We start from the raw sequence: 21,707 nt of genomic DNA, 5'->3' as shown, positions 1-21,707 counted from the left end.
TTGCCCCCGCTATGTCCGCTCTCAAGCCTGTTGCGAAACCAGTTCAGTCGAATCATTCCTCGTCCGATCAGGACAACACCCAGAGTGTTGCTCCGGTTGATTTCAAGCGAGCGGCGCAGAATGATGACAACAGAATGCCGGATGATCCGCTGCGCGCCGAGCATTCCCAGCCTTTCAGCGAACAGACGACAGTGCCTGAAACATCAAAGCCTGCATCGGGTAAATCATCGCGCAAGCGTAAAGTCCTGAGTGTTCTGCTGCTCGCGGCATTGGCCGGTGGCGCATGGTACGGCTATGACTGGTGGACAACAGGACGCTTTATGGTCTCGACCGATGATGCCTATATTCACGGGGATATTATGGCGATGTCGCCGAAAGTAACCGGCTATATTGATGATGTGCTGGTGAGCGCCAATAGTCATGTCAAAGCCGGTGATGCTATTTTCCAGCTCGATCAGGGTGATTACCAGATTGCGTTGAATGAGAAAATCGCGGCATTGGCCAGCCAGCAGAAAACGCTGGCACGAATTGAGGCGCAGACCGTTGCGGCAGAAGCCAGCCTCACACAGGCACGCGCCTCTCAGCAATCTTCCGCTGCCGGCCTGACCAATGCACAGGCAACTATGGAGCGGATCACCAAGCTGCATGATACGCGTTTTGTCTCGCAGTCGGAGCTTGATCGTGCAACCACGGCTCTCGCACAGGCACAGGCGGCGGATGCCAATGCACAGGCGCAGATTGCAGCGGCTCAGGCTAATATCGGTGTTTTGAAAGCACAATATCAGGAAGCCGAAAGCCAGACCCGCAGTCTTGAGCTGGCGCGGGACAAGGCTCAGCGCGACTTGTCATTTACAACATTGCGCGCGCCTTTTGATGGTGTTGTCGGCAATCTGACCGGTAAAAAAGGTGATCTGGTCAGTGCAGGGCAGCGTATTGCCGCGCTGGTGCCGGTGAATGCGCTTTATATTGATGCGAATTTTAAAGAAACCCAGCTGAAAAATCTGCATGGTGGCGAGACGGTGCATTTCACCGTTGATGCACTGGGCGGAGAGACATTTGAAGGCAAAGTCGCATCGCTGTCACCGGCTTCCGGCTCTGTGTTCTCCCTGCTGCCGCCGGAAAATGCCACGGGCAATTTCACCAAGGTTGTTCAGCGTGTGCCGGTGCGCATTGCCATCCCTGAAGCGGCTCTGGCGACTGGTAAACTACGTGCAGGTCTGAGTGTTGTTGTGGATGTGGATACCCGCACAGCACCGCAGAACATTCCGGCTGTACAATAAAAGTATCCAGCCATGGCTGTATCAACCACCATGCAGGCAGTGCCTGCCGCTGAAGAAAAAATTGATCCGAAAAAAGCCTTTGCCTTTCTGGCCATGGTCTTCGGTATGTTTATGGCCATTCTGGATATCCAGATTGTGTCGGCCTCGCTGGCTGAAATTCAGGCGGGACTGGGTGCCAGTTCCGATGAAATTTCATGGGTGCAGACCTCCTATCTGATTGCCGAAGTGGTGATGATCCCGCTTTCCGGCTTCCTTGGTCGTCTGCTGTCTACCCGTGTGCTGTTCACTGTTTCGGCGGCGGGTTTTACCGCTGCCAGCGTGCTCTGTGCGACCGCGACCAATATTGAACAGATGATCGTCTACCGCGCTATTCAGGGTTTTATCGGCGGCGGTATGATCCCGAGCGTCTTTGCGGCGGCTTTCACAATTTTCCCGCCGTCCAAGCGCTCTATCGTCTCTCCGATTGTCGGACTGGTGGCAACACTGGCGCCGACTGTAGGGCCGACAATCGGCGGTTATCTTTCGCACGCATTTTCATGGCACTGGCTGTTTCTGGTCAATGTCGGGCCCGGAATTCTGGTGGCAATTGCTGCATGGAACCTGATCGACTTTGACAAGGGTGATAAATCCCTGCTGGCTAAATTCGACTGGTGGGGACTGGCCGGTATGGCGGCATTTCTCGGCTCACTGGAATATGTGCTGGAAGAAGGGCCGCGCAATGACTGGTTTCAGGACAGCCATATTGTGATTATGACTGTTGTGCTCGTGGCCGGTGCGTTGATGTTCTTTTACAGGGCATTCACGGCGGAAGAGCCGATTGTTGATCTCTCGGCCTTCAGAAATATGAATTTTGCGCTTGGCTCCAGCTTCTCATTCATCATGGGGGTAGGGCTTTACGGGCTGACTTATCTTTATCCGCTCTATCTCGGCAGTATCCGCGGTTATGATGCGCTGATGATCGGTGAGGCTCTGTTTGTCAGTGGTCTGGCGATGTTTATGACAGCGCCGCTGGCAGGTTTTCTGTCAACGCGGATGGATCCGCGCCTGATGATGATGATCGGTTTTATCGGCTTTGCCGCCGGTACCTATCTGATGACAGGGCTGACAGCGGACTGGGATTTCTATGAACTGTTGCTACCGCAAATTCTGCGTGGTTGCTCGATGATGCTGTGTATGGTGCCGATCAACAATCTGGCGCTTGGTACATTGCATCCATCCCATATTAAAAACGCCTCCGGCCTGTTTAATCTGATGCGTAATCTGGGTGGTGCGATTGGTCTGGCGGTGATTAATACGATGCTGATGCGGCGCGGTGATCTGCATTATGCGCAATTGTCGGAACATCTGAACTGGGGCAACCGCGAAGCGCAGGAAATGCTGGCCAATCTGACTGCTAAATTTAATGCGGCGGGTATGGATGGTGCCAATATTGCATTGATGAAACTCTCCGGCATGGTGCGCCAGCAGGCAACGCTGATGTCTTTCATCGACGTGTTTATGATCCTGACCGTGTTGTTTGTCTCACTGGCGTTTTTTGCCACGATGATGAAGAAGCCCGGTGATGTGCCGAAAGACGCGGCAGGTCATTAAAGCGTATCAGTTCAAATAAAAACGGCGGGATTTCCCGCCGTTTTTTTGGTTATTCTGCCGCTTGTATTTTCGGGGATGACCGCCCGCTGTCCTGACGCATCAGATAGAGTGATGCGCCGACAATCAGCAGGGCACCCGGCCAGAAATTGATGCTTGGGGTGGCCGCAAAAACGATCCAGCCGAGAATAACATTCAGCGGCAGTTTCAGATCGTCAAAAGGCTGCAGATAGACAGCATCTGCCACGGAATAGGCGGCGATCTGGAAATATTGCGCCATGGCAGTCAGTACACCGATGGTGAGCAGGATTGACCAGATTTCCATGGATGGCGATGCGATCTCCGGAAAACCGACACCTGATGCAGCCCAGAGTGCCGCGTTAATCGGTGTGAGCAGGATCAGCATATACATGGAGATACTGGCGGTTGTTTCAAAACGGGTCAGATATTTGGTCATCACCGAATAGCCTGCCCACAGTGCCGCCGCGAGAATTGGCAGCAGGGAATAGACTGTATAAGTGTCCGACCACGGAGCAATGATAATCAATGCGCCGATGAAGCCTGCCAGAGTCGTGAGCAGGCGTGTCTGTGTTACAGCCTCGCGCAGGAACAATCTTGCACAGAGAATAACAAAAAACGGCGAGGTCATGGACAGTGCAATCACCTGCCAGATCGGCACATGGGTGAGGGCAAAAATCCACACTTGCACACCGGCAGCAGCCAGTGCCACGCGAATAATATGCAGCCCGAGATGATTGGTGCGCAGTGCCTGTGCGCCTTCGCGGATCAGCAGCGGTAAGGTCAGTACAAGGGCGATGACATATTGCCAGAAAGCAATAATAACCGAAGGGATGCCGGTGCGTGTGCCCGCCCATTGGGTGGCGACATTAACGCCCGCATAAGCTGCTCCGGCTGCCAGCATGAGCGCTGCACCACGGACGGTTGGTTTTAATGTTTGAACAGAGGCAATTGGGCTCAACGTTTTCTTCCTGTCTCGTAAGCCGTTACCCCAGGGATTGGGAAATGCTACGGGAAGAAAATTACATAATGGCGGCAAAAAACGCCGCGCATGATGCCATTTCAGCCCCGCTCTCTCTCATCCGGACTATGACCGTCGGCTTCGGATTCACACCGAATCTGCTGTCCTTAACCGACATATTTTGTCACTGACGGCTTGCAAATGTCGTTTTCTACGCTTTCCGGTGCTCATATACTCAAAGTACACTCCGCTCCGGTTTTCGAAAAACACCATTTTCAGCACGCCATAACCAAAATCTGAGCCTGCAAGATGATGATATAGATCATGCCGCCATCATTCGATTAAGCGCTCGCGGGCTTCAGACTTCCGCCTGTTACCGCCGGTGGGGAATTACACCCCGCCCTGAGAACGATTAAAATTATTATCAGCAAAGCGCCGGACAGTTCCGGTTCTTGCTGCATGAGCCGAATTTATGGTGCGGGCAGGGATAAATCAAGTCGCATAACCGGCAACGCTGTGTCCTGAAAACACTGTTTAATATCTTGCGATATATCCGGCGAGAAATAATGTGAAAATGACGGTCATTGACCCGTGTTTCAGTCTTTTATGACCTGCGAAATCACTTTTAAGAGACTTCACCATGCGCTTATGCAGTTAAATCTGCTGCTTTGAATCGCATTATGACTGTTATTTCAGTGATTTTGACTGCCTTTTGTGTCATTTCCGGCAAATGTTCGGGTGGAAGCCTGCGCTTTTTTGGCGGAGACATAGAGGCAGGGAGCAGAGCAGCATGTATTACGATAAAGTACAAAAAAATAAAATCACGCAAAAACCGTGGTTTTTGGGCGCATTCGCCCTTGTTACCTTCATTTTTATGGTCTGGAAGAACTGGCATCTGACAGGTGCAGCCGATGCTGCCGCTACGGGTTTGGCCGGATTATTGCAGACATCGGGCGGCATAATTGCGGTTGCAGCCGTCACTTCGCTGGTTCTGACGCTGATTATCAATCTTGTCGGTAAATTGCCGATGCAGATACAGACGATCGTTGTCTGGCTGGCATTGCTCTCTGCTGCTCTGTATTTCTTCTACAGCTTTGATCTGTCTTACACTTTTATCCTGTCGAAGCTGCCATTCCTGATTACGCAGGGCGTATTCACGACCGTTTATATCTCGGCGATTTCCATTGCGATTGCTTTTGTATTGGCGATTGTTGGTGCGGTTGCCAAACTTTCACAGAACGGTTTTGCGGTTGCTATCGCCTCATTTTACACCTCATTTTTCCGCGGCGTGCCGCTGCTGATCCAGATCTATCTGATTTATCTAGGTATTCCGCAGCTTGGCTATGTGATTGATGCGGTTCCCGCCGGTGTGCTTGCTCTGTCGCTCTGCTACGGCGCTTATATGACCGAGATTTTTCGCGGCGGGATCATGTCCATTCCGCGTGGTCAGTGGGAAGCTGCCCGTGCCCTTGGTCTGCGTCCGTTCACCACTATGCGCAAAGTAATCATGCCGCAGGCGATGAAACTGATCATCCCGCCGACAGGAAACCAGTTCATTGCGATGCTGAAAGATTCATCACTTGTCTCGGTGATTGGTGTCTGGGAGCTGATGTTCCTTGCCCGTACGCAGGGTCGTGAAGAATTCCGCCATCTGGAAATGCTGATCACTGCTGCACTGCTGTACTGGATTTTGTCGATCATTCTCGAACGCTGTCAGGCCGTGCTGGAACATCGCATGAAGCGTCAGGAGCGCTGATGAATACGGGCGGTCAGCCGTTCTGACCACAACTATCTATTGTTGTTCGCATAGCGTTTATTCCGGTGAGGTCATTTGATTAGCGCTATGCTCTGGGGAGGAAACCATATGAAGAATGCAATTTTATCCGCCGCCGTTGCAGCACTGGCACTGACTGTCAGCCTGCCTGCTTTTGCCGGTGAAACGCTGGATCGCGTGACCAGCAAAAAAGAACTGGTTGTGGCAACTGCCGCGAACTGGCCACCGCAGTCTTTCATGAAAGACGACAAGCTGGTGGGTTTTGACATTGATGTTGCAACCGAAGTTGCCAAACGTCTGGGTGCGACTGCCCGTTTTGTGACACCGGAATGGGGCATTATCACTGCCGGTCACTGGAATGGCCGCTGGGATATTTCTGTAGGTTCCATGACCCCGACATCAGGCCGCGCCCGTGTGCTCGATTTCCCGATTGTTTATTATTACACGCCTTATGTTTTCACCGTGCACAAAGATTCCAAGGCTGAAAAGCGTGCAGATCTGAACGGCAAGACCATTGGTGTTGAAGGCGGCACAACCACCGAAGATTATATCAATGGCAGCCTGAAGATTGATGCCGTTGGTGTGCCGGAATTCAAATATGACGTGAAGCCGGGCGATATTAAAACCTATGGCGACAGCGTAGGCCCGCTGGATGATCTGCGTCTTGGTGACGGCACCCGTCTTGATGCGACAGTCTCCGCTATGCCAACCGTGGAAAATGCGGTGAAGCGCGGTTATCCGATCCGCGCACTGGCAGATGAGCCGGCATTCTACGAGCCGCTGGCTGTTGCCGTTGACAAGGGTGATCCTGAGTTCTCAGCTAAGGTTAAAGAGATCTTTGAACAGCTGAAAACAGACGGCACAATGTCTGATTTGTCCGTAAAGTGGTACGGCGTGGATTATACCAAGCTTAAATAATCAGTCTGTTTATGCATGCCGGTTTCTGGACTTCCCCCGTAGTCAGAAACCGGTATTGTCTTTTACAAATTGAAACGCATTTTCTGTAAGAAGCAGTATCATTATGAGTTCATATCCGGCTACCTATTACAGCGCCACCCGCGTTGCTTCATCTTCTGCCTATGAAAGCTTGCAGCAAAATTTGCAGGCCGATGTTTGTATTGTCGGCGGGGGGCTTGCCGGTCTGACAACCGCATGGGAATTGCTGAAGCGCAATAAATCCGTGATCGTGATTGAAGCGAATAAAGTGAGCTGGGGTGCGTCGGGGCGCAATGGCGGCTTCTGTCTGAACGGCTGGGCTGAAGGCTTGGGCGCGATTGAAAAACGCAGCGGCTTTGAGGATGCAAAAAAGCTGTTTGCCATGTCGGTTGAAGGCGTGGAAATTGTCCGTGAGAATATTGAGCAGAATAATCTGCCCGATTGCAATATTGTCAAAGGCAAGCTCAGCGTTGTGCGCTATGAGGCCGCCGACCAGATGCAGCGCTATCGTGATCGTATGGCGCAGCATTTCAATTATGAATATGAATATCTCGACACTGCTGCCGTTCGTCAGAAGCTGAATACGCCGATCTATAAACAGGCATTGCGTGACAGTACCGGCTTCCATTTTCATCCGCTGAATTATGCACTGGGTCTGGCGGATCTGATCCGTGCCAAAGGCGGCCGGATTTTTGAAGACAGTGCGATGCAGTCCTTCACCCGTAACCCACAGGCCGGTGCCACAGGACGTTATACGGTGAAAACCGCACAGGGTTCTGTGCAATGCGATGATGTGGTGTTGTGTTGTGGTGGTTATGGCGGTTCCCAGTTTGGCAAGCTGCGCCGTTCATTCCTGCCGATCGCCACTTATGTTGTACTGACTGAAAAGCTGGGCAGCCGTTTACAGGATTTCATCCGCACTACAGATGCGGTCGGTGATGACCGTCGCTCATCCGATTATTATCGTGTGGTGGAAGGTGACCGCATTCTCTGGGGCGGGCGCATTACCACTAAGAATGAGCAGGATGAGACACGTCTCGCTGCAATTCTGCGCAAGGATATGTGCGATGTGTTTGCCGGTCTGAAAGATGTGAAAATCGAAAAGGCATGGTCGGGTCTGATGGGCTATTCGCGCCATAAAATGCCTCACATTGCCAAAGTTGAAGATGGTGTGTGGGCATGCAGCTCTTTCGGCGGTCACGGTATGAATACGACTGCTATCGGCGGACGTGTTGTGGCTGAAGCTGTGAGTGGCGAAAGCGATCGTATCCGTCTGTTCAAACCTTATGGTCTGACATGGAATGGCGGTATTTTCGGCCCGCTGGCCGCTGAAAGCGTCTACTATTATCTGCGCCTGATGGATTACTTTCAGGAAGGCCGCTATAAGGGCGCCCATCGTTAAGACACGGAATGACGACTATGCAAATGACCGATAAGGATAAGCAGTTACTGGCGTTGATGCAGAAAAACGCTCGTGAATCTGTGGCGTCTCTGGCGCGCCAGCTTGGCGTATCCCGCACGGCTTTGCAGGAGCGTATCCAGCGGCTGGAAACCAACGGGATTATTGACGGTTATTCGGTGCGTCTCGGTTCGAATGTGAACCGCTCACCGATCCAGTGCTTTACCTTTGCGGCACTGAACAACAAGAATTTTCCTGATGTTATCAAACAACTGAAAACACTGACAGCGGTACAGGCTGTACATTCGATCTCCGGTGACTGGGATCTGATTATTCACATCTGCACGGATACGCTGGAAAAGCTTAATGCCGAGATCAACAAGATCAATGAAATGATGGGTATTGTCCGCACTACATCGAATATTGTGATGGAAACAAAATTCAATCGCGGTGTTAATTTGTAAAAAAGGCGGGAAGACCCGCCTTTTTTATTTGCAGATTTAATGACTGATCATCCATGGGCGGGCGGAAGGAAAACTCTTCGCGCCATTTGCCGAGACTTTTGCCTTGGATTTCTTGGATTTTGATCCGCAGCAGCCGCAATTCGGCCCGTGTCCTAATGATTTTGAACTGATCGGTTCATGGGAACTGCGTTCATTCACCGCCATTGCATTGCGTTTATTTGCATTCATCGATGCAAGATTGGGCGCTGTCAGCATGACGCGTTTGGCGGATGTTTCACAGTCCGGACAGGCGCAAGGCTGATCATATTCCGACATCGGACGCAGTGCTGTGAATGGCCCGCATTCTTCGCAGGCATATTCATAAACCGGCATGTTTCACCTCAAAGATCATAGGCAATCGGCATATCAATGGAGCCGTCGAGGAACTTCTTCGGTCCTGCTGCGGACGGGCTGATATCGAAATCGAAGATTTCGGTTGGCAACCACAAAGTCGCACAGGAGTTCGGAATATCCACCACGCCGGAGAAATGTCCCTGCACCGGAGCAGACCCTAAAATCGAATAGGCCTGAGCACCGGAATAGCCGAATTTTTTCATATATTCGATGGCATTGAGACAGGCCTGACGATAGGCAACATTGGCATCCAGATAATGCTGATGACCCTGTTCATCCACGGAAATACCCTGGAAGATCAAATAGTCTTTATAATTCGGCACCATCGGCGATGGTTTGAAGACCGGATTGCGAATGCCGTATTTTGCCATGCCGTCTTTGATAAGATCGACTTTGATGTGCAGCCAGCCACCGGCCATTTCGATGGCACCGCAGAAGGTGATTTCGCCGTCGCCCTGACTGAAGTGGAGATCACCCATGGAGAGGCCTGCACCGTCAACATAGACAGGGAAATAGATTTTCGAACCGCGTGACAAGTCTTTAATATCGCAATTGCCGCCATGTTCGCGTGGCGGAACAGTACGTGCGCCTTCCGCTGCAATCTTGTCGAAGGTTTCACCCTTCTTGATCGAGCCAAGATGCGCTGTGCGGGCATGCGGCGGGTTGGCCAGTGGTGGCACACGATTTGGTTCTGTTGCAATCAGACCAAGCTCACGTGTGTTCCACATTTCCAGCATTTTACGGTCAGGCAGCGTACCGATCAGACCCGGATGGATCATACCGGCAAAGCTGACACCCGGAACGTGACGGGAGCGGGTAAACATGCCCTCATAATGCCAGATGGATTTCTGGGCGCTCGGGAAATGGTCGGTCAGAAAGCCGCCGCCATTGGTCTTGGAGAAGAAGCCGTTAAAGCCCCATTCATGACCCTTGAGTGTTCCGGCATCGAGAATGTCAACGACGAGAAGATCGCCGGGTTTGGCACCTTTGATACCGATAGGGCCGGAGAGAAAATGCACCGTTGTCAGATCGACATCGCGGATATCTTCAGCGGAATCATTGTTCTTGATCGCACCGCCGGTCCAGTCGACAGTCTCGACGAGGAAGTCATCACCGGGATCAACCCAGACATTGATCGGAATATCCGGATGCCAGCGGTTATGCAGGTTCTCATTGTCATAAGCGGACTGTGAAAGATCAACGGAAATCAGAGTCTCAGGCATGGTCTCTCCTCTTTACACACACCATTTCCGGACTGTTTTGAGCCGGAACTGCGATTGTCTTGTGCATCTGATAAGGAAAGCAAAAGGCCGGATTATTTTTTATATGTCTCTGGTTTTATTCAGATATTGGTTTGATGGCCGATGCTGAAATATCAGAAGCAAGGAAAGCCTATTTTGTCAGCAGGGTGAAGTAAAGCGGGGTGCCATGAGGCATTTTTACCTGTTGGTATAATAAATTAAAAAAATCCCGCCGCTTTTGTTGAAGCGGCGGGATTTTTATTCAAGCAATGTACCATTTGGCGGATAATTTTTGCAGTGCCTCATAGGCTGAGAGCACTGTTTCCATTTGCGCCGTATGGCCGCGAATGAAATCTTCGCCGTAAATGGTTTCGTCCGGATATTCGGTGATCAGCGTCAGCGGTACCGTATGACGGTCATCAACACCGATCAGGCAAGGGAAGCCGTTGATGATGCGGAAGCCGGTTTCGCCTGCATGTTTTTCAAACAAGACGATCTGCGCATTATTGTATTCCACCAGACCGTCAATGGCCGAGAGATGACGGGTGACATGATCAACCAGTTCTTCGGACTGCTGTGTCCAGTCGGAGTGATGGCGGACGATGAGGAAAAAGCCTTTCGGCAATGTCCACATGCCAAAACCGCGCGGAATATAGCCGGAGAGCGGGCGTGTCCATTCATGAGACGGATAGCCGTGCAGATTCACGTGAAGCTTGGCACCGGTCAGCGCTTCAGCCTGTGTGCGGATGGCTTTTTCCCAGAGCTTCTCGCCGCTCCGATATTCCAGATCATCGCCCATAGCGGTGTAACGCGCCGCATGGTGCATATGTTTCGGATTATCAGCGCAGAGACGGCGGTGCAGCTCATAGCCGTCAGGATTTTCCTGCGGGGAGATGGTGAAATGCGCGCCTTTACGGGATTTCAGCTCATGAGCTGCACGCAATGCACCGACCACACCGGTGGTTTCATTGGCATGCTGACCGCCGCTGATAATCATCGGCTCATCAGTGCCTTTGATATAGCGGCCAAGAACGCTGCGGCCGGAACGGGATTTGGCCTCAAAAGCCTCACCACCAATAAGCTCCAGCTCCTGTGCAATTTGTGCTGCAAAAAGCGGTGCTTGTGCTGTGGCAAGCGGCTGGTTCTCGCCGGTGCTGTCTTGTGTGGACAAAGCGCGGTTACTGATGCGGATTGAAGGTGCCGCATCGGCATAAGTAATTTCCGGTACGATCTGCCCCGGTTGCAAGCCACGGTCACCGAGCGGGCGACCGGATTTCTTCTGAAACACTTCCAGCAGTGAGAAATAGAAATCTTCGTGCAGCGCTTCAGTCAGGCTGATTGCTTCTTCCGCATAGGCCAGCTTCTGATCTTTGACTGGTAGCGAGACGGCAATATTCAGCTCTTCAAAATAAGGCTCTGTATCGCCCCATGCATGATCGGCAACAGCGGCAATACCGGCATGGAACAGCTGTTCAAAATCTGTCTCAAATCGCTCGGATTTGGTCGTGCCTTGATGGGTGACTTTCAACCAGCCGGTCGGCGACAATAAGGTTTCGCCAACCGCATCCTGATGGGTGCGGTTTGGTGCGAAAACCTCGTGTTGCGTGGCGGTGCCGTTTTTGTCTTTCAGGGTCACCTGATAGGTGAAATCCTGTTTGCCGGATGGCTTGAACCCGACTTCCGCATCGCCGGTCAGTTTGCTCAGCGGATAGGTTTCCAGCAGAAAACGGTTTGGTGTGCAAGCTTCATGGGCAGGATAGGCGATGCTGATCTGCTTGAGGTTGCCGCAATCCACATCTTCAAGAAAGAAATGCACCAGCGGCTTATAGGCACTATGCAGTTTGGCGCTAACGCCAAGTGCCTGCAATTTTGCTTCCGCAGCTTTGCGGCTTTGCAGATCATCGAACAGCCATGCCTCAACCGTTGCGCCTTTCATCGACGCATCGGAAAAGCGGGAAACCAGCTTGTCGAGGCTGCGCTCAAAGCTTTTTTCAAAGATCGTGCTCATCGTGATGTTCTCCCTGTCGGATCAAGGCTGTCACGCAGCCAGTCGCCCAGAAGATTAAGACCAAGCACTGTCAGCAAAATTGCCAAACCTGGGAAAACACTGACCCACCATGCGGTTTGCAAGTAAGTACGGCCATCGGCCAGCATACCACCCCAGCTCGGAATCGTCGGATCAACGCCAAGCCCCAAGAACGTCAGGCTGGATTCCAGCAGGATATTATTGGCGACATTCAGTGTCATCAGCACGATCACCGGACCAAGCAGGTTCGGCAGCAGGTGCTGGAAAATAATGCGCCAGTCTTTGACACCGATTGCACGGGCGGAGAGGATGAATTCACGCTCACGCAGCGCCAGTACCGAACCGCGCACCAGACGGGCATATTGTACCCATTGGGAAACGATCAGCAGGATGATGGTGTTCATCAGGCCGCCACCGACAATGGCGATAAAGGTAATGGCCAGCAGGATGAATGGCAATGCGAGCTGCACATCGGCAAAGCGCATCACCACCATATCCCAGAAACCGCGATAGTAACCGGCAATCAGACCCATGATAACGCCGACAACCACGGCACCGGCAACTGAGACAAAGCCGACCAGTAGCGAGATTTTACCGCCGGTGACTACGCGTGCCAGCACATCGCGGCCGAGCGGATCGGTGCCGAAAATATGGGACATATTGGTGAATGGCGGCGTAAGACGCGCCATCAGGTCGATCTTGTCCGCACCACCCGGAAACAGCAGGCCGGAAAACAGCACGGCAAGACAGATAATGGCTGTGAGGCCGACACCGAGAATGAATTCGAGGCTGAACAGGCGGGAGAACAACAGGGAAGAGGAAGTTTTCGCGGCCATTTTCTACTCCGTCCGGATACGCGGATCGACAAGACCATAGGCAATATCGACCAGAAGATTGACACCGATAATCATGAGCGACAGTACGGTGATACTTGCCTGCAGAACCGGATAGTCACGACCGGAAACCGCATCGAAAGCCAGAGTGCCCATGCCGGGCCAGTTGAACACGCGCTCAACCACCACAATACCGCCGAGCAACCCGCCGAATTGCAGGCCGAAATAGGTGATCAGCGGAATGGCGCAATTGCGCAGTGCATGTTTGTACAGCACCTTGTTTTCGCTCAGGCCCTTGGCGCGTGCCACCATAATATACTGTGACTGCAGGGTCTCTAACATGGAGGTGCGCACCAGACGCACATTGGTAGCAGTGAGGATAATCCCCATTGTCACCGCAGGCATGATGAAGCTGGCAAAACCATCCATACCGCTTGGCGGCAGCCATTGCAGGCCAACGGCAAACAGCAATACCAGCATGGTTGCGAGCCAGAAGTTCGGGAAGGACAGGCCGACAAGCGACAGGATGCGGATCAGCTGATCTGCCCATTTGCCGCGTGATACCGCAGCTTTAATACCGAGCGGGATCGAAATAATGATCGAAACGGCCATGGATGCAAAAGCCAGCAGCAAAGTGGCAGGCAGGGCATCTTTAATCAGCAGGGAAACCGGAGTGCCGCCAAGAAAGCTGCGCCCGAAATCCAGCGTGAACAGGCCTTTGATGAAATTCATATATTGCACGATGAAAGGCTGGTTCAGACCCAGACCTTCACGGATGCGTTCCAGATCGGCCTCGGTTACGCTGCCCGCACCTTGGGTGAGCATCAGCGCCGGATCACCGGTCATACGGATTGCGAAAGCGACGGTCAAAGTCACGACAATGACGACAAAGATCGCCTGTAAAATTCGTTTGATCAGAAACCCGGCCAAAATTCTTATCCTTTATAAGATCAAGGAAATACCGCGCCGGCAAAAAAAACGGCGCGGTTGATGCTGTATTAGTCAACGCTGACTTCGGTGAGGCGCAGACGGCTGTCCGGTGCCGGTACGAAATCTTTCACGCGCTTGTTGATGCCGTAAATCGCTTTGAGATTGTAAAGCGGCATTTCCAATGCGCGGTCGGCGGCGTATTTCGCGATTTCCTTGAGGATTTCTTCACGCTTGGCACGATCTGTGATGGCGCGCTGGGATTCCAGCAGCTCATTCATTTTCGCATCATTGTCATACGGGTTCCACTTTTCACCGGCGTGATACATGGAATAAGCGGTGTTATCGTAATCGAATGTCCAGCCGCCCCATGACTGCTGGAACATCGCGCCGGTTTTACCCTGCGGGATGATGTCATTCAGCAATACGTTGGTTTCATATGGCTTGATGGTCGCATTGATGCCGATGATCTGTAGATAGCTGGAAACAGCCTGCACAACTTCGTTGAATGTCGCATCATTACCGCGAATGTCGATCTGCACGGCTGCACCCGGCTTAACACCGGCCTCTGCCAGAAGCTTCTTCGCGCCTTCCGGATCATATGGCAGCGGCTTCATTTCGGCATCATAACCGAAGGAAAGCGCCCCCTGAAGGCTGGCAATCGGCTCAGCCTGACCACCGAGAATGGATTTGATGATGGTGTCGCGATCAACACCGAGGATCAGCGCCTTACGCACACGTTCATCAGCGGTAATACCGTCGCGGGTATTATAACGAAGCGAATAAACGGTTGGACCGGCAGTGGTGACAATCGCCAGATTAGGATCAGCTTCAATAGTCGGGATCATGCCGATCGGAATTGTTGGCGGGATTACCAGATCAACGCGGCCTGCCTGCAATTCGGCAACGGCTGTTGATGGTTCGGTGATGAAGCGGTATTCAAGTTCAGACAGCTTTGGTGCGCCGCCCCAATGGTCAGCAAAAGCTTCCATCTGAATGCCGACTTTTGGCTTGTAGCTGGTGACTTTGAACGGGCCGGTGCCTACAGGATTGGCGTTGAAGAAATCATCGCCTTTTTCCTGAATATATTTTGGCGGCACGATCATCGCGCCGTAACCGGCGAGCTTGGTCATCAGAACCGGATCGGTCGCTTTCAGGTGAAAATCGACAGTCTTGTCGTCGATAACTTCGATTTTTTCAATTGCAACATAGTTGGAGCGCTGCGGGCCTTTGGCACCTTCATCACCGAGCAGACGCTCAAAGGTGAATTTGACAGCTTCCGCATTGAAAGGCTCGCCATTGTGGAATTTTACATTCTCACGCAGGTTGAAGCGGATACGCTTGCCTTCGTCCAGCTCTTCCCATGAGGTTGCGAGCGCCGGTACGATTTTCAGATCAGGGCCGCGATAGACCAGACCGTCATAAATATTGGTGGCAACAGATGCCCAGTTGACCAGAAATGTGTCAATCGGATCCCAGCTGCCCGGATCCTGCGGCGAGGATACGGTCATTTTACCGGCAGCGAATGCCGGTGCGGATGACAGAGCAACAGCGGACAATGCTGTGCCGACAGTCAGCGCTGTGAGTAATGCTTTAAGCTTCATAGTCTCGACTCCCCTTTGAAATTAAACTTATGCACTGCGGGCAATGAAATGCCCTTTAGCGATTTCCTCATGCTGCCAGATCTGCGGTTTGTCCTCGATCCGGCGTGTTGTGCTCGGAATTTCGCCTTCCAGCATTGCGCGGTTGGTACGCGCCAGCGGGTCGGCGACAGGAACGGCAGAGAGCAGGCGGCGCGTATAATCATGGGACGGTGTTTCAAACACCTGACGGCGTGAGCCTAATTCCATGATCTGACCGAGATAAAGCACGGCCACACGGTGGCTCATTTTCTCAACCACAGCCATGTCATGGCTGATGAAGAGATAAGCGAGACCATGTTCTTTCTGCAGATCCATAAACAGATTGATGATCTGCGCCTGAATAGAAACGTCGAGCGCGGACAGGGCTTCATCGGCGATAATCAGCTTCGGATTGGAAGCAAGCGCGCGGGCGATACAAACACGCTGGCGCTGACCACCGGAAAATTCGTGCGGATAACGTCCGGCAACGGCTGAACTCAGGCCTACCCGTTCCAGCAATTCGTCAACACGCTTGGTGATCGCGGCTTCATCAAGAATGAGACCGTGTGTGCGGATCGGCTCGGCAATCGAGAAGCGGATAGTTTTGCGCGGATCGAGCGAGGCAAACGGATCCTGAAAAATATACTGCACTTCCTGACGCATGCGGAAGCGCTCTGCCGAACTCATTTCTGAGAAGGCTTTGCCGTTAAAACGCATATCGCCGGAAAGCGGGTTCTGCAATTGCTGGATTGTGCGGCCGATGGTGGACTTGCCGGAACCGGATTCACCAACCAGAGCCAGTGTTTCGCCCGGATGAATATCAAAACTGACCTGCGATACTGCATTGCACACATGGGTTGTGCGGCCGAACAGGTTCTTCTTGATATTAAAGCGCACGGACAGATCACGCACCGACAAGAGCGGCGCTTCATCGAGACGGGCTGTGTCCTGAATGCGGGTTTCACCGACCAGAACCGGCTTATTATCTTCCAGAATTGTCACCGGCATACGTTTCGGGAAATCTTCACCGGCCATGCTGCCGAGTTTCGGCACGGCTGACAGCAGCACTTTGGTATAAGGATGCTGCGGATTGGCGAAAATATCGCTGACCGCGCCTTCCTCAACCTTTTTACCCTTCCACATCACCACAACATCATCGGCCATTTCTGCAACAACACCCATATCATGGGTGATGAAGATCACGGCCATTTCCAGTTCTTTCTGGAGATCGCGGATAATATGCAGAATCTGCGCCTGAATGGTTACATCGAGGGCTGTGGTAGGCTCATCTGCAATCAGCAGTTTCGGACGGCAGGCAAGCGCCATTGCAATCATCACGCGCTGGCGCATGCCACCGGAAAGCTGGTGCGGGAAGCGGCTGAGCATGCCCTGTGCATCCGGCAGACGTACCATTTCCAGCAGGCGTTGGCCTTCTTTCAGCGCTGCTTTTTTGCTCATTTTTTCATGAAGCATCAGCACTTCGGCAATCTGGTCACCAATGGTGAAAACCGGATTGAGCGAGGTCATCGGCTCCTGAAAAATCATGGCAATTTCTTTGCCGCGAATGCCGCGCATCGTCTTCTGTTCGGCTTCGAGCAGGTTCATCTGTCCCTGCGCGCCGGTAAACAGGATTTTGCCCTCAGGGAATTTTGCACCGAGCATATCTGCCAGACGCATCACCGACAAAGAGGTAATGGATTTACCGGAGCCGGACTCGCCGACAATCGCCGTTGTGCGGCCGGAACGAACGGAAAAGCTCAATCCGTCCACCACGCGGGCGGTGCCGAACTCTACCGAGAGATCTTTGACTTCCAGCAGAGGCTGGGTTTCAGCTGTTTGGCGAAGCTGTGCGTCGTTCACTCCGGTCATCCTTATAGTGTAATGGCAGAACGGGCTGCCTGATTAAATGCACCCGACATAAAGCGCAGCAGAGCCGCCACTTCCGACAGGGTTTCTTCCGAAGGGCGGGCATTGGCTGTGGAATCCACGAGCAGACGCTCACGGATTTGCGCATAACGCGCGCAGGCTTCAGCACCTTTATCGGTAATACGGACGGTCTTTTCTTTTGCGGCCTTGCCGGTGGTCAGTAAGCCGGCATTTTCCAGCTTGCGCAGGGCATAAGTCGCAATATGCGTGTCTTCAATATCCAGAACCAGACAGATATCGGCAAGCTTCTTTTCACGTCCGCGATGACGGATCGAGTGCAGAATCAGAATTTCGATCGGGGAGAGACCCGGCAGCCCTGCGGCGGCCATGCAGCGTACCATCCAGCGGGAGAATGCATGGGACGCGAGAATCAAACCATATTCAACTTCAGATAAAGCGGTGGAGCCGCCTTCTGCCAGATGGGCGGAAGAGACAATAGGGCCGATGGAAGGGACAGGGCGCAAATGCTTGGGCAGGCTGACCTCGGCCATAAATGACTCGTCATTATGATCTGCCGGTGGCGGCGATTTTTTCCTGCTCATATTGCCAGTCTCCCAATCCTGTGTATTTTATGTCACCATCTTATCGACATTTTGTCAATAAAATGAAACTATGTTTTCCAATAAACATTCAGCGTAACGGCATAATTTTGTGAGGGAGCCGATAATGAGCGCAGCGACACAAGAGATTTCAGGGGCTTGGGACTTCTGGATTGATCGTGGCGGCACATTTACGGATGTTATCGGTCGTGACCCGCAGGGTGTGCTCCACGCCCGCAAAGTGCTGTCAGAGAATCCTTCTGCCTATAAGGATGCGGCTGTTCAGGGTATCCGCTTGCATCTGGGGCTGAAAACCGGTGAGCCGGTACCGACCGGTGCAATCGGTGAAGTGCGTATGGGTACAACCGTTGCCACCAATGCGCTGCTGGAGCGCAAAGGTGAAAAGCTGGCGCTGGTGACCACCAAAGGTTTCCGTGATGCGCTGCGCATCGGCTATCAGGAACGCAAGAATATTTTCGCAACGGAAATCATCAAGCCGGAAGCGCTTTACGACCGCGTTGTCGAGATTGATGAGCGCGTGCTGGCCGATGGCAACACTGAATTGCCGCTCGATCTGGCTCAGGCAGAAGCTGCGCTGCGTGCCCTGAAAGCTGAAGGCTATAATGCTGTCGCTATTGTCTTCATGCATGCCTATAAATTTCCTGCCCATGAAGCTGCTGTGGCCAAAATCGCCCGTGAAATCGGCATTGAGCAGGTTTCCGTCAGCCATGAAGTGTCACCATTGATTAAGCTGGTCGGCCGTGGCGATACCACCGTTGTTGATGCTTATCTGTCGCCGGTTTTGCGCCGTTATGTGGCGCAGGTTTCCCGCGAGCTGGATGTTGAGCGTACCGGTGCGCGCGTGATGTTCATGATGTCCTCCGGTGGTCTGACGGCTGCGGATATGTTTCAGGGTAAAGACGCTATTCTCTCCGGCCCTGCCGGCGGGGTGGTCGGACTTGCCCGTACCGGTGAAACGGCCGGTTTTGGGCAGGTTATCGGCTTTGATATGGGCGGTACATCAACAGATGTGGCGCATTTTGACGGCGAATATGAACGCGCTTTTGAGACCGAAGTGGCTGGTGTGCGTGTTCGCGCGCCGATGATGCTGATCCACACTGTTGCAGCGGGCGGCGGTTCTATTTTGCATTTTGATGCCGGTCGTTTCCGCGTTGGTCCTGATTCTGCCGGTGCCAATCCGGGGCCTGCCTGTTACCGCAATGGTGGTCCCTTGGCTGTCACCGATGCCAATGTGATGCTCGGCAAATTGATTCCGGATTATTTCCCGTCGATCTTTGGTCCCGATCAGGACAAGCCACTGGATGTTGAGCGCGTGCGTGAATTGTTCACGCAGATGGCTGTTGAGATCGGCGATGATCGCACACCGGAAAGCGTGGCAGACGGTTTTATTCGTATTGCTGTTGCCAATATGGTGGAAGCGATCAAGAAGATTTCCGTACAGCGCGGTTATGATGTGACCCGTTATGCACTCAGCTGCTTTGGCGGTGCCGGTGGTCAGCATGCCTGTCTGGTGGCTGATGCGTTGGGCATGAAGAATATTCTGTTGCATCCGATGTCCGGTCTGCTGTCCGCCTATGGTATGGGCTTGGCAGATATTCGCGCCACTCGTCAGAAGGCGCTGGGTGTTGATCTTGATGCGGATGCGCCTGCAGAATTGCAGCGTCTTGGTGCAGAACTGGCCGCAGAATGCGTGGCGGAACTCACCGCGCAGGGCGTGGATGAGAAAGTTATCACCAAACATCTGCGCGCGCATATCCGTTATGCGGGCACCGATACTGTGCTTTCCGTTGAGGCAACTTATCCGGCAGTTGATGCGGCTTCGCGCCTGCGTGCCGAATTTGAAGCTGCGCATAAGCGTCGTTTTGGTTTCATTGCGGAAAATAAAGCGCTGGTCATTGATGCTGTTGAACTCGAAACTGTCGGCGGTGGTGCCGGTGAGGGCGAGGCAGCAGGCAATATTGGTGAGGCAACTGAAGCGCAGGCTGATCGTCAGACGCGTTTCTATTCACAAGGTGCGTTCCATGATGCAGCTGTTGTGGTGCGTGAAACCATGCAGCGCGGCCAGACTGTTACCGGTCCTGCAATCATTATTGAGAAAAACCAGACTATTATCATTGAAGATGGCTGGCAGGCACGCCTGACCGAGCATGATCATGTGGTGCTTACCCGCATCAAAGCGCTGCCGAAACGCGTTGCAATCGGTACAGAAGCTGATCCGGTCATGCTGGAGATTTTCAACAATCTGTTCATGTCGATTGCGGAACAGATGGGCGTGACTTTGCAGAATACCGCCTATTCGGTGAATATTAAAGAGCGCCTCGACTTCTCCTGCGCGGTCTTTGATGCTGCGGGCAATCTGGTTGCCAATGCGCCGCATATGCCGGTGCATCTCGGCTCGATGGATGCCTCTGTTGCCACAGCTATCCGTGAAAATCCGGTCATCAAACCGGGTGACGTGTTCCTGATTAACGCGCCTTATAATGGCGGCACGCATCTGCCGGATCTGACCGTGTGTACGCCGGTCTTTGATGATGCGCAGACAGAAATCCGTTTCTGGGTTGCCAGCCGTGGTCACCATGCCGATATCGGCGGTATTGCACCGGGTTCGATGTCACCTCTGGCGGTGAATATTGAGCAGGAAGGCGTCTATATCGACAATTTCAAGCTGGTCGATCAGGGGCAGTTCCGCGAAGAAGCGCTGGCTGATTTGCTCAATGGCGCAAAATATCCGGTGCGTAACCTCACGCAGAACGTCAATGATCTGAAAGCCCAGATTGCTGCCAATGAAAAAGGCGTGGCTGAACTGCGCAAGATGATTGTGCATTTTGGTGAAGACGTGGTGAAAGCCTATATGGGGCATGTGCAGGATAATGCTGCCGAAAGCGTGCGCCGTGTGCTGGATCAATTGCCGGATGGTCAGTTCACCTATGAATTGGATCAGGGCAGCAAAATTGAAGTCAAAGTAACGATTGACCGTGTGAAGCGTGAAGCAACGGTTGATTTCACCGGTACGTCTGAACAGCGTCCTGATAATTTCAATGCGCCGCAGCCGGTTACCCGTGCCGCCGTGCTTTATGTTTTCCGCGTGCTGGTGGACGGCGATATTCCGATGAATGCCGGTTGTTTGCGCCCGATCAAAATCATCGTGCCGGAAGGCTCGATGCTGTCACCGCATTATCCGGCTGCTGTTGTGGCGGGCAATGTGGAAGTCAGTCAGGCTGTGACCAACTGCCTGTTTGGTGCAACCAAGGCCATGGCTGCGGCACAGGGTACGATGAACAATCTGACCTTCGGTAATAATGAATATCAGTATTATGAAACCATCTGCTCCGGTGCGCCGGCAGGCCCTGGTTTCAATGGTGCCGATGCGGTTCATACCCATATGACCAATTCACGCCTGACCGATCCGGAAATTCTGGAAACCCGTTTCCCTGTGATGCTGGAAGATTTCCATATCCGTGAAAATTCCGGCGGCCGCGGTAAATGGACTGCGGGTAATGGTACGCATCGTACCATCCGTGCTCTGGAAGAGCTGGAATTTGCGATTCTCTCCGGCCATCGTCGTGTACGGCCGTTTGGCCTTGAAGGCGGTGAGGACGGCCAGCTGGGACGCAATGAAGTCCGCCGTCAGGACGGTGCTGTCGAAGTGCTGAAAGGCTGCGATCAGGTAGTTCTGAAAGCCGGTGAGGCTTTCACCATCATTACCCCGACCGGTGGCGGCTACGGCAAGAACTGAACTTTGACATAAGTACGAAATGAA

16 protein-coding genes are annotated in these 21,707 nt (G+C 52.8%); 7 read left to right on the top strand and 9 right to left on the bottom strand.

Going from position 1 to position 21,707, the window contains the following annotated elements:
• Nucleotides 1-134 precede the first annotated feature (134 nt).
• Together F7P81_RS14485 and F7P81_RS14480 are read left to right on the top strand one after the other, a co-directional pair.
• Entirely contained in the window at nucleotides 135-1,280 is a 1,146-nt protein-coding gene (locus F7P81_RS14485; RefSeq protein WP_151160201.1) for an HlyD family secretion protein, read from the top strand.
• A 12-nt stretch (nucleotides 1,281-1,292) separates the two neighbouring features.
• Nucleotides 1,293-2,870: a DHA2 family efflux MFS transporter permease subunit gene (locus F7P81_RS14480; RefSeq protein ID WP_151160075.1), complete on the top strand. Its 1,578-nt coding sequence runs from the start codon at nucleotides 1,293-1,295 to the stop codon at nucleotides 2,868-2,870.
• Nucleotides 2,871-2,919: 49 nt separating this feature from the next.
• Here F7P81_RS14480 and F7P81_RS14475 read toward each other — a convergent pair whose 3' ends face one another.
• Entirely contained in the window at nucleotides 2,920-3,846 is a 927-nt protein-coding gene (locus F7P81_RS14475; RefSeq protein ID WP_255618271.1) for a DMT family transporter, read from the bottom strand.
• A gap of 790 nt (nucleotides 3,847-4,636) precedes the next feature.
• On the opposite strand from F7P81_RS14475, the gene F7P81_RS14470 reads away from it, so the two are divergent.
• The 4 genes from F7P81_RS14470 (at nucleotide 4,637) to F7P81_RS14455 (ending at nucleotide 8,419) form a co-directional block, all read left to right on the top strand.
• Nucleotides 4,637-5,602, top strand: a complete 966-nt coding sequence (locus F7P81_RS14470) for an amino acid ABC transporter permease (RefSeq protein WP_151160074.1) — start codon at nucleotides 4,637-4,639, stop codon at nucleotides 5,600-5,602.
• Between the two features lie 108 nt (nucleotides 5,603-5,710).
• On the top strand, nucleotides 5,711-6,538 hold the full coding sequence (locus F7P81_RS14465) for a transporter substrate-binding domain-containing protein (protein WP_022712548.1): 828 nt from the start codon (nucleotides 5,711-5,713) through the stop codon (nucleotides 6,536-6,538).
• Between the two features lie 103 nt (nucleotides 6,539-6,641).
• Nucleotides 6,642-7,958 carry an NAD(P)/FAD-dependent oxidoreductase gene (locus tag F7P81_RS14460; protein WP_151160073.1) on the top strand — a complete coding sequence of 439 codons (1,317 nt, stop codon included), beginning with the start codon at nucleotides 6,642-6,644 and terminating at the stop codon, nucleotides 7,956-7,958.
• Nucleotides 7,959-7,975: 17 nt separating this feature from the next.
• Nucleotides 7,976-8,419: an Lrp/AsnC family transcriptional regulator gene (locus tag F7P81_RS14455; RefSeq protein ID WP_022712550.1), complete on the top strand. Its 444-nt coding sequence runs from the start codon at nucleotides 7,976-7,978 to the stop codon at nucleotides 8,417-8,419.
• 36 nt (nucleotides 8,420-8,455) lie between these two features.
• On the opposite strand, the gene F7P81_RS14450 is transcribed toward F7P81_RS14455, so the two are convergent.
• The 8 genes from F7P81_RS14450 to F7P81_RS14415 form a co-directional block, all read right to left on the bottom strand.
• Nucleotides 8,456-8,791 (bottom strand): FmdB family zinc ribbon protein, encoded by a 336-nt coding sequence (locus F7P81_RS14450; RefSeq protein ID WP_122010252.1) that lies wholly within the window; start codon nucleotides 8,789-8,791, stop codon nucleotides 8,456-8,458.
• A gap of 8 nt (nucleotides 8,792-8,799) precedes the next feature.
• Nucleotides 8,800-10,035: a formamidase gene (gene fmdA, locus F7P81_RS14445; protein WP_151160072.1), complete on the bottom strand. Its 1,236-nt coding sequence runs from the start codon at nucleotides 10,033-10,035 to the stop codon at nucleotides 8,800-8,802.
• 280 nt (nucleotides 10,036-10,315) lie between these two features.
• Nucleotides 10,316-12,061: a M14 family metallopeptidase gene (locus tag F7P81_RS14440; RefSeq protein WP_151160071.1), complete on the bottom strand. Its 1,746-nt coding sequence runs from the start codon at nucleotides 12,059-12,061 to the stop codon at nucleotides 10,316-10,318.
• Nucleotides 12,058-12,915 carry an ABC transporter permease gene (locus F7P81_RS14435; RefSeq protein ID WP_022712554.1) on the bottom strand — a complete coding sequence of 286 codons (858 nt, stop codon included), beginning with the start codon at nucleotides 12,913-12,915 and terminating at the stop codon, nucleotides 12,058-12,060. The genes F7P81_RS14440 and F7P81_RS14435 overlap by 4 nt, the downstream gene beginning before the upstream one ends.
• 3 nt (nucleotides 12,916-12,918) lie before the next feature.
• Complete coding sequence (locus F7P81_RS14430) at nucleotides 12,919-13,842, bottom strand: ABC transporter permease (RefSeq protein WP_075657004.1); 924 nt, start codon at nucleotides 13,840-13,842, stop codon at nucleotides 12,919-12,921.
• 68 nt (nucleotides 13,843-13,910) lie between these two features.
• Nucleotides 13,911-15,443, bottom strand: a complete 1,533-nt coding sequence (locus tag F7P81_RS14425) for an ABC transporter substrate-binding protein (RefSeq protein WP_151160070.1) — start codon at nucleotides 15,441-15,443, stop codon at nucleotides 13,911-13,913.
• Nucleotides 15,444-15,470: 27 nt separating this feature from the next.
• Nucleotides 15,471-17,321 carry an ABC transporter ATP-binding protein gene (locus F7P81_RS14420; protein WP_246176142.1) on the bottom strand — a complete coding sequence of 617 codons (1,851 nt, stop codon included), beginning with the start codon at nucleotides 17,319-17,321 and terminating at the stop codon, nucleotides 15,471-15,473.
• Between the two features lie 11 nt (nucleotides 17,322-17,332).
• Nucleotides 17,333-17,929 (bottom strand): winged helix DNA-binding protein, encoded by a 597-nt coding sequence (locus F7P81_RS14415; protein WP_022712558.1) that lies wholly within the window; start codon nucleotides 17,927-17,929, stop codon nucleotides 17,333-17,335.
• Nucleotides 17,930-18,053: 124 nt separating this feature from the next.
• Here F7P81_RS14415 and F7P81_RS14410 point away from each other — a divergent pair, with 124 nt between their 5' ends.
• On the top strand, nucleotides 18,054-21,683 hold the full coding sequence (locus F7P81_RS14410) for a hydantoinase B/oxoprolinase family protein (protein ID WP_151160069.1): 3,630 nt from the start codon (nucleotides 18,054-18,056) through the stop codon (nucleotides 21,681-21,683).
• Nucleotides 21,684-21,707: the final 24 nt, after the last annotated feature.

It is taken from the genome of Pseudochrobactrum saccharolyticum, assembly GCF_008801715.1.
Taxonomy (GTDB): Bacteria; Pseudomonadota; Alphaproteobacteria; order Rhizobiales; family Rhizobiaceae; genus Pseudochrobactrum; species Pseudochrobactrum saccharolyticum.
Note: the sequence above shows the minus strand (reverse complement) of the source record. Positions and strands in the feature narration are given on the sequence as shown.

Coding starts and splice junctions, on each gene's coding strand:
- F7P81_RS14485 (WP_151160201.1), top strand. CDS start 135: ATGCCGGATGATCCGCTGCGCGCCGAGCATTCCCAGCCTTTCAGCGAA.
- F7P81_RS14480 (WP_151160075.1), top strand. CDS start 1,293: ATGGCTGTATCAACCACCATGCAGGCAGTGCCTGCCGCTGAAGAAAAA.
- F7P81_RS14470 (WP_151160074.1), top strand. CDS start 4,637: ATGTATTACGATAAAGTACAAAAAAATAAAATCACGCAAAAACCGTGG.
- F7P81_RS14465 (WP_022712548.1), top strand. CDS start 5,711: ATGAAGAATGCAATTTTATCCGCCGCCGTTGCAGCACTGGCACTGACT.
- F7P81_RS14460 (WP_151160073.1), top strand. CDS start 6,642: ATGAGTTCATATCCGGCTACCTATTACAGCGCCACCCGCGTTGCTTCA.
- F7P81_RS14455 (WP_022712550.1), top strand. CDS start 7,976: ATGCAAATGACCGATAAGGATAAGCAGTTACTGGCGTTGATGCAGAAA.
- F7P81_RS14450 (WP_122010252.1), bottom strand. CDS start 8,791: ATGCCGGTTTATGAATATGCCTGCGAAGAATGCGGGCCATTCACAGCA.
- fmdA (WP_151160072.1), bottom strand. CDS start 10,035: ATGCCTGAGACTCTGATTTCCGTTGATCTTTCACAGTCCGCTTATGAC.
- F7P81_RS14440 (WP_151160071.1), bottom strand. CDS start 12,061: ATGAGCACGATCTTTGAAAAAAGCTTTGAGCGCAGCCTCGACAAGCTG.
- F7P81_RS14435 (WP_022712554.1), bottom strand. CDS start 12,915: ATGGCCGCGAAAACTTCCTCTTCCCTGTTGTTCTCCCGCCTGTTCAGC.
- F7P81_RS14425 (WP_151160070.1), bottom strand. CDS start 15,443: ATGAAGCTTAAAGCATTACTCACAGCGCTGACTGTCGGCACAGCATTG.
- F7P81_RS14415 (WP_022712558.1), bottom strand. CDS start 17,929: ATGAGCAGGAAAAAATCGCCGCCACCGGCAGATCATAATGACGAGTCA.
- F7P81_RS14410 (WP_151160069.1), top strand. CDS start 18,054: ATGAGCGCAGCGACACAAGAGATTTCAGGGGCTTGGGACTTCTGGATT.